Source organism: Faecalibacterium sp. I3-3-89, from assembly GCF_023347275.1.
Classification (GTDB): domain Bacteria; phylum Bacillota; class Clostridia; order Oscillospirales; family Ruminococcaceae; genus Faecalibacterium; species Faecalibacterium butyricigenerans.
Window position 1 is genome coordinate 767,351 of the sequence record NZ_CP094468.1, and the last position, 12,222, is coordinate 779,572.

The following is a 12,222-nucleotide window of genomic DNA, read 5'->3' on the forward strand; positions in this document are numbered from 1 at the left end:
TTATATATAAGTCTATGTTACCACAAGGGGAGGAATCTCGTCAATGCAGGAAGATGGATTTCCAAAAAGGAATGGAAGTTTCCCGGGAAACCTGACAAAATAGAAATTTGGCGCAGACCGATAAAATTGTTGCATCTTTGGGCAGAGGAGACAGAAGATCCTGTAACCATTTTGCAAGAAATTACGCACAGACACACGATTTTTGGACGCAAGTTGCACAAACATGAAGAATTGTGCTGCTTAACAAAAAGATTTTGGGATACAACAGAAGCTATTGTGGAACACGCACAAAATATAACAAAGAATCTTGGTGATTTGTTCTATTGCGAACAGTTCCGCAGATGGTTATAATACAAACAGAAACCGCGAAACGTGCAAAGAGTGCGATTTGCGAAATGCTGTGACAAGCGTAATGAAGGAGAACAAAATTATGAAAATGATCTCTCGTCGTGACTTCCTGAAGGCTTCCGCTGTTGTGGGTGCTGCTGGTGTCCTGACTGCCTGCGGCGGTTCCTCTGCCTCTACCGCTGCTTCCTCTACTGCAGCTTCTACCGCTGCTTCCTCTACCGCCGCTGCTTCCGGCTCTGCCAACATCGGCGTCTGCATCTATCAGTTTGCAGATAACTTCATGACCCTGTACCGCACCGATCTGGAAGAGTACCTGAAGGATATGGGCTACGCCGTCACCATCGTCGATGGCAAGAACGACCAGAACACCCAGACCGAGCAGATCAACACCTTCCTGCAGCAGGGCGTGGACGTGCTGGTCATCAACCCCGTCCAGACCACTTCCGCACAGACCATCGTTGATACCATCAAGCCCTCTGAGACTCCCATCGTCTTCATCAACCGTGAGCCCGACAAGAGCGTTCTGGACTCCTACGCAGACAAGTGCTGCTACGTCGGTGCTGACGCACGTCAGTCCGGTACTTATCAGGGCGAGCTGATCCTCGAGACCGAGACGCAGGGCGACATCAACGGCGACGGCAAGATCACCTACATCATGTGCAAGGGCGACCCCGAGAACATCGACGCTCAGTACCGCACCGAGTACTCCATCAAGGCTCTGACCGACGCCGGCAAGGAAGTCGAGTGCCTGTACGAGTACCTGGACAACTGGGATCAGACCACTGCACAGCAGGACGTCGCAAACGCTCTGGCACAGTACGGCGAGAAGATCGAAGTCGTCTTCTGCAACAACGACGCAATGGCACTGGGCGCTCTGCAGTCCCTGCAGCAGGCTGGCCGCACCGTCGGCAAGGACGTCTATCTGGTCGGTGTTGACGCACTGAGCGAGGCTGTCCAGAACGTCGTCGATGGCAACATGACCGGCACCGTTCTGAACGATGACGTGGGTCAGGCTACCGCCGCCGCAGCTGCTACCAAGCTGTACGTCGAGGGCAGCAAGGTCGAGCAGTACTACTGGGTCGATTACGTCAAGGTCACCAAGGAGAACGCTGCACAGTACATCAAGTAAGCAGCCAAAACCCTATCGTTGCAAGGTGCGCAGTGAACCAATAAGGCTTGATTAAGAGCTAAAAAGCGCGTGCGTGCGAGAAGAAATCTCCGCGCACGCGCCTTGTTTTGAAAAGCCGATGGCAAAAACGGCACTTTTGAGACCCATAGACAAGGAGGCTCTGAGGAATGTCAGAATACCGTCTGGTAATGAAAGGCGTGGTAAAGACCTTCCCCGGCGTGAAAGCGCTGGACCACGCGCAGTTGGAGCTCCGCCCCGGCAAAGTCATGGCCCTGATGGGCGAGAACGGTGCCGGTAAGTCCACCCTGATGAAATGCATGTTCGGCATTTACAAGATGGATGAGGGCGAGATCGAGTACGAAGGCCAAAAGGTCAACATCCCCACCCCGCTGGATGCACTGAACCGCGGCATCGCAATGGTGCATCAGGAGCTGCAGCCCATCCCGGCCCGCACTGTGGCCGAGAACATCTGGCTGGGCCGCTACCCCACCAAGAAGGCTGGCCCCATCACCATCGTGGACCACGCCAAGATGTATAAGGACACCGACGAACTGCTGAAAAAGCTGAAGCTGGATATCAAATCCCACGCAAAGCTGGGCAGCCTGAGCATCGCACAGATGCAGATGGTGGAGATCGCAAAGGCCGTCTCCGCAAACTGCAAGGTGCTGATCCTGGACGAGCCGACCTCCTCGCTGACCGCGAACGAAGTCGAGTCGCTGTTCCGCATCATGAACGAGCTGAAGGAGCAGGGCGTCGCTCTGGTCTACATCAGCCATAAGATGGACGAGATCAAGGTCATCGCCGACGAAGTCACCATCATGCGTGACGGCCACTACATCGGCAAGTGGGACGTCGCCAACATGACCAAAGAGGAGATCATCGCCAAGATGGTCGGCCGTGAGCTGTCCAATCTGTATCCCCCGCTGGAAAATCACCCCTCCGATGAGATCATGATGAAGGTGGAGGACTTTACCTCCATCCATCCGCGCTCCTTCCGCCACTGCAGCTTCGAGCTGAAGAAGGGCGAGATCCTTGGCGTGGCAGGTCTGGTGGGCGCACAGCGCACCGAGCTGATGGAGGGTATCTTCGGCCTGCGTGCCCACACCTCCGGCAAGGTGTGGATCAAGGGGCAGGAGGTCAACATCAAGCAGCCCCGCGACGCCATCCGGCACAGCGTGGCTCTGCTGACGGAGGACCGCCGCGCGACCGGCATCATGGGTGTGCTGAGCGTGGCCGACAACATCTCCATCGCCTCGCTGGATGCGCTGCGCAAAGGGCCTATCATGCTGGACGATAAGAAGATCCTCGAGCTGGTGGCCACCAACAAAGAGAAGATGGCCATCAAGGTGCCCAGCCCCAAGACGGCGATCAAGAGCCTGTCCGGCGGCAACCAGCAGAAGGTGCTGATCGCCCGCTGGCTGGCTAACAACCCCGATGTCCTCATTCTGGACGAGCCTACCCGAGGCATCGACGTCGGCGCAAAGTACGAGATCTACTGCATCATCGCCGACCTGGCCAAGCAGGGCAAGAGCATCATCATGATCTCCTCGGAGATGAGCGAGATCATCGGTATGTCCAACCGCGTCATGGTCATGTGCGATGGCCGCATCACCGGCTTTATCGACGGCAAGGACGCTACGCAGGAGAACATCATGGCTCTGGCGACCCAGTTTGAGACCGCGCCCGAAGCGGCGGCGGCCAATCAGTAAACAAGGAGGCTGTCTATCGTGGAAGCTACCAAGAAAGTAACGGGCAAGTCTGTAAAGAAGTGGCTGGGCAACAACGCCATCATCGTCCTGATGCTGGCCGTGTCCCTCATCGTCGGCATCATCCATCCCAACTTCTTCGCACTGGCCAATATCATCAACCTGTTCAAGAATGTCTCGATCCGCTACATCATCGCGCTGGGCATCTCCGGCTGTCTGATCACCACCGGCAACGACCTGTCCGCAGGCCGTCTGGCTGGTTTTGCCGCCTGTCTGGCCTGTATCTTCGCCCAGACCGAGGGCGCTGCCGGTAAGTTCTACCCCAATATGCCCACCCTGCCCACCCCCGTGGTCTTCATCCTCGTCATCGCCATCTGCGCCATCGTGGGCCTGTGCAACGGCCTCGTGGTCAGCTACCTGAAGGTCCAGCCCTTTATCGCTACGCTGGGTATGCAGCAGGTGGTCTACGGTATCTGCCTCGTCTACACCGGCGGTACCCCCATCGGCTCTCTGAACAAGGACTTCACCTCTCTGGCCTCCAACACCCTCTTCGGTGTTCCTGTGCTGATCATCATCGCCCTCTTCGTGGCCTGCTGCTTCTGGTTCCTGTACAACAAGACCCGTCACGGCAAGTATATGTACGCCATCGGCGGCAACGAGGCTGCTGCTGAGGTGGCCGGTGTCAACGTTTACGCCACCAAGATCCGCATCTACATCCTGGCCTCCTGCATGTTCGGTCTGGCAGGCTGCCTGCTGGCTGCAAAGTCCGGCGGCGCATCCGTCAACACTGCAATGGGCTATGAGCTGGACGCCATCGCGGCTTCCACCATCGGCGGCGTCTCCACCACCGGCGGCGTCGGCACGGTCCCCGGCATCCTCGTCGGCGTGCTGGTCTTCGAGCTGATGAAGGTCGCTCTGCAGTTCATGAACGTCAACTCTTCTTACACTTACATCGTGCAGGGCCTTGTCATTATCGTGGCTGTCGCCATCGATATTCGCAAGTACCTCGCAAAGAAGTAAATCCCCCGGAAGAGAGCGCTTATCGGGCCGCCCACTCGTTGCAGTGGGCGGCCCACTTTGTTATAATAGGAATAGCCTTCTCGGGCGCTTACGCGCCAGATTCCCCTTTTTGTCGCTTACGCGACATCTTCCCCCGACCGGGGGAAGTCTTTCCTCAGAGGGAGAGCCGTTGGCAGGCCGGGAAACTTCGCCTCTTCGCCAGAGGCTCCCCTACTAGGGGAGCTGTCGAGCGTATGCGAGACTGAGAGGTTGTACGGAGACGAGCCTATCCTCGAGCCAAAGCCTCTCCCTTTGGGAGAGGTGGCACGCCGCAGGCGTGACGGAGAGGGCAAGGATGCTGGCGGGAAAGTATGAGCGCGGCGGCCGCATCGCTCTGATAAAGAGTCTGCCCATCGCTGTGCAGCGGCTCTGTCGTGCCGGGCTTGCCCTCTCAGGCGCTCACGCGCCAGCTCTCCCAGAGGGAGAGCCTTCCCGAAGGGGAGAACACCATCTAAAAACAGGAGACACAACTATGACCGAAAAAGAACAAGCCGCCCGCGAGGCGGAGCTGGCCCGGCGGGAAGCCGCTCTGGCGGCCCGCGAAGCCCAGCTGGAACAGGAGCAGGCCAAGTTCGAAGCAGCCCGTGCAGAGGCTCCGGAGGGCCGCAAAACGCTCCTCAACAACAATGACCCCGATTTCGTCAACCCGAAAGAGAAGCTCTACGATAAGTTCCCGCTGACGGTGCACCAGATGGACATTATCATCGGGGTGCTGTTCGCCCTCATCGTCCTGTTTCTGGTGCTGGGCATGACCCATACCAGCTTTTTCGGGCTGTTCGGCGGCTGAACTGCCGCCCTCCCCGGGGTGCACCTGCAACAATAAGCGCAGAAAAAAGCCCTTCGCCAGACAAAAATGGCGAAGGGCTTTTGCTGTTGCCGGAAGCGTTTACAGCAGGACGTACTTGAGGATGAAGAGGATGGTCAGAACGTACATCAGGGGGCTGATCTTCTTCTCCTTGGCCTTGCCGGTGACGACATTGATGATGGTCCAGGAGATGACGCCGATGGCGATGCCCTCCGAGATGCTGTAGGCAGTGGGCATGGCCAGAATGGTCAGGAAGGCGGGGATGCCCTCGCTGGGGTCAGAGAAGTCGATCTTGATGGCAGAACCCATCATGTAGAAGCCCACGATGATGAGGGCCGGAGCGGTAGCGAAGGAGGGGATGGTCAGGAAGAGGGGGCTGAACACCACGGCCAGCAGGAACAGCACGCCGGTGGTCATGGAGGTCAGGCCGGTGCGGCCGCCCTCAGTGACGCCGGAAGCGCTCTCGACGAAGGTGGTGGTAGTGGAAGTGCCCAGCACAGCACCGGCGCAGGTGGCGATGGAGTCGGCCATCAGCGCGCCCTTAATGTGGGGCAGCTTGCCCTCCTCGTCCAGCATATCGGCCTTGGAAGCGACGCCGATGAGGGTGCCCAGCGTGTCGAACAGGTCAACGAAGAGGAAGGAGAACATGACGGCGAAGAAGTTCAGGATGCCCACACCGGAGAAGTCGGTCTTGAACACCTGCCCGAAGGTCTTGCCCAGTGCGGAGAAGTCGAAGCTGACAAAGCTGGTGGGGATGACGGAGTACATCCCTGCGTCGGGGTTGGGGATATAAATGCCAGTCAGCTCGCAGACGATGCCAAGCACCCATGTGATGAGGATGCCGTAGAGGATGCCGCCCTTGACGTGCTTCACCAGCAGGATGGCGGTGATGGCCACGCCCAGCAGAGCGAGGATGGCGCCCACGCCCACAGAGGAGAAGGTCTCACCCTTGAAGTGCTGGTAGGTGACGAGGGTGGAGTCGCTGTTGACGATGAGCTTGGCATTCTGCAGGCCCACGAAGGCCACGAACAGGCCGATGCCCACGCTGACAGCGCTCTTGAGGGTCATGGGGATGGCGTTGAAGATGCCCTCACGCACGTTGGTCAGGCTCAGCACGATGAAGATGATGCCCTCGACGAAGACGGCCATCAGGGCCAGCTGCCAGCTGTAGCCCATCGTGAGAACGACGGTGTAGGCAAAGTAGGCGTTCAGGCCCATGCCGGGGGCCAGCGCGAAGGGGTAGTTGGCCAGCAGAGCCATCAGGGCAGTGCCCACGAAGGATGCCAGCGAGGTGGCGATCAGGACTGCGTTGGCATCCATGCCGGAAGCGGAAAGGATGCTGGGGTTGACCGCAAGGATGTAGGCCATCGTCATGAAGGTGGTGATACCGGCCATGACTTCGGTCTTGACGTCGGTGTGGTTCTCTTTCAGGTGAAAGATTTTTTCGAACATGAAAGTTCCTCCTGTCTTTGTGTGAAACTCCCGCCGCCCGCAAGCAGCCGGGAAAGAACAAAGCCTATTGTAGCACGGACGTCCGATATTTGTCCACCGGAAAAATACAAAAAAGTCACGTTTTTGCAAAAGATGATGAATGAGTACGACTCTTAGGGTGCTTATTCCGGTGAGCGTAGATGAAAATATCCATCATGCCGCTCATGGACTTGTGCCGCAGACTGTCTTGGCGCGGGGATCGGTAAAGTCGGAGAGCGTGTCTTTTTCTTGGGAAATGTCAAAATAACTGTTGACAAAACGGGAAAGCTATGATAAACTAAACAAGTCGTCCGGCAACGGACACGAAAATGAATAAGGGCGTGTTCCCGAGTGGCCAATGGGGACAGACTGTAAATCTGCTGCTTTCAGCTTCGGTGGTTCGAATCCACCCGCGCCCACCAAAAAATCCAGCGTAGTAATTACGCTGGATTTTTGTTTTACATGGAATCTTGAGTTTCACTATCTAGGGTGGATTCGAACAGCTGCGGCGCTGTCGCAGAAGACAGCGCAAAAACAGCCCAGTGGGCTGTTTTTAGCAGCGCGGCTTGCGTAATCCACCCGCGCCCATGAAAAAACCGCTGGTGTAGAAATACACTGGCGGTTTTCTTTTGCATAAACATCAGACTCATGATAGTGATAGAGACCACGACCTTTCTCTTGATTGACAAATATAATTATATTTGTTATACTGTTCTTGAGGAGATGATGAAGTGAAAAGCTACTCTTCCCGAGAGGTCATAAAGGCGCTCAAGGCCGACGGCTGGTACGAGGTCAACTGTGTGGGAAGCCACCATCAGTATAAGCACCCCACCAAGCCCGGCCGTGTCACCGTAAAAGACCCAGACAAAGATATTCCCCGGGCCACACTGAATCGTATCGAGCAGCAGTCCGGTCTCAAATTCCGCTGAATGATAGGAGGTTTTTCTGATGAAAAAGAATCTTCCCGACCGTTATTTCTATCCTGCCGTGTTCATCTATGAGGACGGGCAGGAGATCGCCGTCGATTTTCCCGACCTCGGTGTTGCCACCAGCGGCACGTCTGAGGACGATGCTCTGCTCTCGGCCCGAGAACTGCTTGGCTGCGTGATGTGCGGGCTGGAGGAGGATGGCGAGCCTATCCCGGCGCCCTCCGCCCTGTCGGACATCCACCCCAAGGACAACGAGCGGGTGGTGCTGGTCGATGCCTATATGCCCTCCGTCCGGCTGGCCAGCGTCAATCGCTCCGTCAACCGCACGGTCACTCTCCCGGCGTGGCTCAACGCCGCAGCCCTTGAGCGCAATGTGAACTTCAGCCAAGTCCTTCAGGACGCTCTGAAGCATCAGCTCCATCTTGCCTGAAATCAATAGCTTTCCAAGCAGCCCCACCCCGGGGCTGCTTTTTGTTTTGCTCTGCGACAACCGGGCCGGGAGACCGCTCTGCCAGCTGAGCGAATATGGCACGAAAAAAGCGTCCCTGCCCGGATGGGCAAAGACGCTTGAGGGATTTGGTTGTTGCTGTCCTATCTCTTCGTAGACAGGACACCTGAGACGGATTTCAGGGGCTTCATCCCAGCCGTGCAGCGGCTGTTTTCACAGAGTAGAAGCTCTTGAAAAAATTACTTGACGTACTCGACAGTGTACTCGAAGCCGTACTCTTCCTGCAGCTTCTTGACGGCAGGCTCGCAGTCCTCGATGAAGGTGGGGGCGTAGACGGAAGCGCCGTTGTGGGTCTTCTTGTAGTCCTCGACGATCTGCTGCAGCTTTGCCCAGCCCTCGTTGGCCTTGGCGTTATCGACGCTGTCGGGGAAGTTGATGATAAATTCGCGGTGAGAAGGGATACGAGCTTTCATAGTAGGTTTCTCCTTATGAAAAATATGGATTCAAATTTATACAGAAACAGGAAAATGCCCTGAATCTTACAGTTGGTAGATTGCCCGGGCGTTCTGGGCGGTCTGACGGAAGACCTCTTCCGGGGAGAGGCCCTTGACGCTGGCGATGTACTCGCCGACGTAGCGGATGAGGGAGCTGTCACAGCGGGTGCCCCGCACCGGCTCGGGGGCCATGTAGGGACAGTCCGTTTCGAGGACGATGCGCTCCAGCGGCAGGGCGGAGATGGCTTTCGCGGCCCGCTTCGCCCCCTTAAAGGTGCAGGCACCGCCGAAGCCGAAGTACAGGCCCTGCGCAGCCAGCCATTCGGCGTCCTCCGCAGAGCCGGAATAGCAGTGGACGATGCCCTTGGGCCGGTATTTTTTCAGCAGGGCGTAGACGTCGGCGTGGGCGCTGCGGTCGTGGACAATGATGGGCTTGTCCAGCTCGAGGGCCAGCCGCAGCTCGGCCTCGAAGAGGGCCAGCTGGGCGTCCTTCGGGACGGGCCAGTGATAGTCCAGCCCGCACTCGCCTACGGCCACCACCTTCGGGTCGTCGTAATAGGGCGCAAGGGCCTTCATCTCAGCGGCCCAGTCGCCGCCGAAGACGGAGACCGTCGGGGCAGGCCCCTCTGTGCCGCAGTCCTTGGGGGCCAGCAGGCTCTCGGGGTGGATGCCGATGGCGGCGTACACCCACGGATAGCGGTGGGCCAGCTCCATCACCCGGGGGGCGTCCCCGGAGTGGGTGGCCTGCTCGCAGACGCCCACGACGCCCTTTTCAGGCAGGCTGTCCAGCAGGGCGAAGCGGTCGGCGTCGAAAGCGCGGGCGCTGTAGTGGGCGTGGGTGTCGAAGATGGGGCCGGTCATGGAGCCTCCTTCTTGGCGGGGGCCTTGTTCACCAGCCAGATGCCGACGCAGACGAAGACCAGCGCGGCCAGATACTGCCAGCGGAACAGCGGCTCGCCGTTGAGCACGGCGCTCAGCAGGACATTGACCACCGGGTTCACGAAGCCGAAGATGGCGATGCGGCTGACGGGGTTGTTCTTCATCAGCAAGGCCCAGAGCAGATAGCCTGCGCCGCAGATGAAGGCCAGATACAGCAGCACCAGCACCCCCAGCGGGGTCACACTGCCCAGACGCCCGCCGAGGGCCGTGCCCAGCACAAAGAGCGCTGCGCCGCCCACGAAGAGGTTCAGGAAGCAGACCGCGAAGCTGTCCGCCTTTTTGGTGACGGACTTGTTCCACGGGCCGGACAGGGTGAAGACGACGGTGGCCAGCAGCATACAGAAGATGCCCCAGCCGCTGCCGCCGCCGTGGTTGCCCAGCGTGCCGATGAGGACGCCTGCAAAGCCGACGGCGCAGCCCAGTGTCTTTGCGGGGGTCATCCGGTCGGCATTGCCGTAGAGGAAGTGGGCGAAGATGACGCCCAGAAAGCTCTGGGTGCTGTTCAGGATGCCGCCGAATGCGCCGGTGAGCATCGCTACAGCGATGTAGTAGAAGGCGTACTGGAGGGTGGTCTGCCACAGGCCCAGCACACAGCACTCGGCAAAGACCCGGCCCCTCGGGAGAGTGGGTGCCCGGCTCTGGAGCAGGGTGCTGCCCAGCAGAACGAGAAGACTGCCCAGCATGAACCGCACACCGGCGAAGCAGAAGATGGAGGCCGTGTTGCTGGGGTCGATGGCAAAGAGGCGGTAGCCCATCTTGATGAAGGGGAACGCGCAGCCCCACAGCACGTTGCAGAAGATGGCCAGCAGCACCGCGAACACCGGCGTGCCGAAGATCTGGTCAAGCCGCTGGGCGCGGGTCAGGGACGTGTTCTCCATGGCTCAGTGGATGCGGGCACCCACGGGGGTGTCCTCGCTGTAGAAGGGGATGGAGCAGCCGCCGTCGGCGGTGTCAGCGGCAAAGATCATGCCCTCGCTGACGTACTTGCCCTTCATCATCGGGCGGGGGGCGAGGTTGCAGACGATGCCGAGCTTCTTGCCGATGAGGTCCTCCGGCTTGAACCACTTGGCGATGCCGGACAGGATGCAGCGCTCCCGCTCGCCATCAAAGACGGTCAGGTGGAGCAGCTTCTTGCTCTCCTTCAGGTTCTCGCAGGCGCGGACCTCGGCCACGCGCAGCTCCACCTTGCAGAAGTCGTCGTAGGAGATCTCGGCCTCGTGGGTGAAGTCCACGCTGCTCTCCTCTGCGGGGGCAGCGGCCTTCTTCTCGGCCTCCTCCTTGGCCTTTTTAGCGGCCTCGGCAGCGGCTTTCCGCTTCTCGTCCTCTTCCTTCAGGTGGGCGATCTCCTTTGCCACGTCGATGCGGGGGAACAGGGCCTCGCCCTTGTGGACGGTGTAGCTCTCCTGTGCGCCGTAGACGGCCTTGGTCAGGTCGATGTCGGCCGCAGTCAGACCCAGCTGCTCCATCATCTTGGGGGCGGTGGAGGGCAGATAGGCGTTCAGCAGGATGCCGCAGACACGCAGGGCCTCGCACAGGTGGTACAGCACGCTCTCGAGGCGCTCCTTGTTGGCCTCGTCCTTGGCCAGTGCCCAGGGCGCGGTCTCGTCGATGTACTTGTTGGCGCGCTGGATGACGGCGAAGATCTCCATCAGGGCCTGCGGGATGGTCAGGCTGTCCATATCAGCCGTGACCTTGCTCAGCAGCTCGCTGGTCATGGTCTCCAGCTCGGCGTCGATGGCCTCAGCACCGGCGGTCTTGTGGACGGTGCCGCCGAAGTACTTCTCGCACATGGCGACGGTACGGCTCAGCAGGTTGCCGAGGTCGTTGGCGAGGTCGCTGTTGATGCGGTTGATGAGGGCTTCGTTGGTGAACATACCGTCGTTGCCGAAGGGGATCTCGCGGAGCAGGAAGTAGCGGATGGCGTCCACGCCGTAGCGGTCGCAGAGGATGACGGGGTCAACGACGTTGCCGACGGACTTGGACATCTTGCCGCCGTTCATCAGCAGCCAGCCGTGGCCGAAGACGCGCTTGGGCAGCGGCAGATCGAGGGCCATCAGCATGGCGGGCCAGAGGATGGTGTGGAAGCGGAGGATCTCCTTGCCCACCATGTGCAGGTCGGCAGGCCAGAACTTGTCGTAGTCGCTGTACTTCTCGTTGCCGTAGCCCAGCGCGGTGATATAGTTGCTCAGCGCATCGACCCAGACGTACATGGTGTGCTTGGGGTCGAAGGGGACGGGGATGCCCCACTTGACGGAGGTGCGGGAGACGCAGGTGTCCTGCAGGCCCTGCTTGATGAAGGCGATCATCTCGTTCTTCCGGCTCTCGGGCTGGATGAACTGGGGGTTCTCCTCGTAGAGCTTGAGCAGACGATCGGCGTACTTGCTGGTCTTGAAGAAGTAGGCCTCCTCGTGGGCCTCGTAGACCTCTCGGCCGCACTCGGGGCACTTGCCGTCCACCAGCTGGCTGTCGGTCCAGAAGCTCTCGCAGGGCTTGCAGTAGTGGCCGGTGTACTCACCCTTGTAGATGTCGCCCTGCTCGTAGAGCTTGGTGAAGATCTTCTGGCAGGACTCCATGTGGTAGTCGTCGGTGGTGCGGATGAAGCGGTCGTAGCTGATGTCCATCAGCTTCCACAGGTCCTTGACGGTGGCGACGATCTTATCGACGTACTCCTTCGGAGTCACGCCGGCGTCGGCGGCCTTGTCCTGAATCTTCTGGCCGTGCTCGTCGGTGCCGGTCAGGAACATGACGTCGCAGCCCTGCATCCGCTTGAAGCGTGCCAGTGCGTCGCAGGCCACGGTGGTGTAGCTGTGGCCGATGTGCAGCTTGTCGCTGGGGTAATAGATCGGTGTGGTGATGTAGAATGTCTTGTGCTCGCTCATGAAAACGATTCTTCCT

Annotated in this window: 12 protein-coding genes and 1 tRNA gene; 7 read left to right on the forward strand and 6 right to left on the reverse strand. The window is 59.0% G+C overall.

Annotated features, from left to right (window positions below; translation table 11 throughout):
• Positions 1-430: 430 nt before the first annotated feature.
• The 4 genes from MTP38_RS03645 (at position 431) to MTP38_RS03660 (ending at position 5,029) form a co-directional block, all read left to right on the forward strand.
• Positions 431-1,477: a substrate-binding domain-containing protein gene (locus MTP38_RS03645; RefSeq protein WP_249234297.1), complete on the forward strand. Its 1,047-nt coding sequence runs from the start codon at positions 431-433 to the stop codon at positions 1,475-1,477.
• A gap of 167 nt (positions 1,478-1,644) precedes the next feature.
• A complete protein-coding gene (locus MTP38_RS03650; RefSeq protein WP_249234298.1) occupies positions 1,645-3,186 on the forward strand; it encodes a sugar ABC transporter ATP-binding protein in 1,542 nt (513 codons plus the stop codon).
• Positions 3,187-3,204: 18 nt separating this feature from the next.
• A complete protein-coding gene (locus tag MTP38_RS03655) occupies positions 3,205-4,203 on the forward strand; it encodes an ABC transporter permease subunit (protein WP_158396431.1) in 999 nt (332 codons plus the stop codon).
• Positions 4,204-4,714: 511 nt separating this feature from the next.
• Positions 4,715-5,029 (forward strand): hypothetical protein, encoded by a 315-nt coding sequence (locus tag MTP38_RS03660; protein ID WP_227620354.1) that lies wholly within the window; start codon positions 4,715-4,717, stop codon positions 5,027-5,029.
• A 99-nt stretch (positions 5,030-5,128) separates the two neighbouring features.
• Here the strand turns inward: MTP38_RS03660 and MTP38_RS03665 are convergent, their stop codons facing one another.
• On the reverse strand, positions 5,129-6,499 hold the full coding sequence (locus tag MTP38_RS03665) for an NCS2 family permease (RefSeq protein WP_227620355.1): 1,371 nt from the start codon (positions 6,497-6,499) through the stop codon (positions 5,129-5,131).
• Between the two features lie 355 nt (positions 6,500-6,854).
• Between MTP38_RS03665 and MTP38_RS03670 the strand changes: the two genes are divergently transcribed.
• Positions 6,855-6,939: transfer RNA gene (locus tag MTP38_RS03670), tRNA-Tyr, on the forward strand.
• 36 nt (positions 6,940-6,975) lie between these two features.
• Here MTP38_RS03670 and MTP38_RS03675 read toward each other — a convergent pair.
• Positions 6,976-7,152 carry a hypothetical protein gene (locus MTP38_RS03675; protein WP_249234299.1) on the reverse strand — a complete coding sequence of 59 codons (177 nt, stop codon included), beginning with the start codon at positions 7,150-7,152 and terminating at the stop codon, positions 6,976-6,978.
• 96 nt (positions 7,153-7,248) lie between these two features.
• On the opposite strand from MTP38_RS03675, the gene MTP38_RS03680 reads away from it, so the two are divergent.
• Together MTP38_RS03680 and MTP38_RS03685 are read left to right on the forward strand one after the other, a co-directional pair.
• A complete protein-coding gene (locus MTP38_RS03680; protein ID WP_249234300.1) occupies positions 7,249-7,446 on the forward strand; it encodes a type II toxin-antitoxin system HicA family toxin in 198 nt (65 codons plus the stop codon).
• Between the two features lie 19 nt (positions 7,447-7,465).
• Positions 7,466-7,876, forward strand: a complete 411-nt coding sequence (locus MTP38_RS03685) for a type II toxin-antitoxin system HicB family antitoxin (protein ID WP_249234301.1) — start codon at positions 7,466-7,468, stop codon at positions 7,874-7,876.
• A gap of 257 nt (positions 7,877-8,133) precedes the next feature.
• Here the strand turns inward: MTP38_RS03685 and MTP38_RS03690 are convergent, their stop codons facing one another.
• The 4 genes from MTP38_RS03690 to metG all read right to left on the reverse strand — a co-directional run bounded on the left by MTP38_RS03690 (position 8,134) and on the right by metG (position 12,206).
• The gene (locus tag MTP38_RS03690) at positions 8,134-8,367 is read right to left on the reverse strand and encodes a methylenetetrahydrofolate dehydrogenase (RefSeq protein WP_227620358.1); all 234 of its coding nucleotides are present in this window, start codon (positions 8,365-8,367) and stop codon (positions 8,134-8,136) included.
• A 66-nt stretch (positions 8,368-8,433) separates the two neighbouring features.
• The gene (locus MTP38_RS03695; protein WP_249234302.1) at positions 8,434-9,249 is read right to left on the reverse strand and encodes a TatD family hydrolase; all 816 of its coding nucleotides are present in this window, start codon (positions 9,247-9,249) and stop codon (positions 8,434-8,436) included.
• Entirely contained in the window at positions 9,246-10,205 is a 960-nt protein-coding gene (locus MTP38_RS03700) for a DMT family transporter (RefSeq protein ID WP_249234303.1), read from the reverse strand. Before MTP38_RS03700 ends, MTP38_RS03695 begins: the two co-directional genes overlap by 4 nt.
• 3 nt (positions 10,206-10,208) lie before the next feature.
• Entirely contained in the window at positions 10,209-12,206 is a 1,998-nt protein-coding gene (gene metG / locus MTP38_RS03705) for a methionine--tRNA ligase (protein WP_249234304.1), read from the reverse strand.
• Positions 12,207-12,222: the final 16 nt, after the last annotated feature.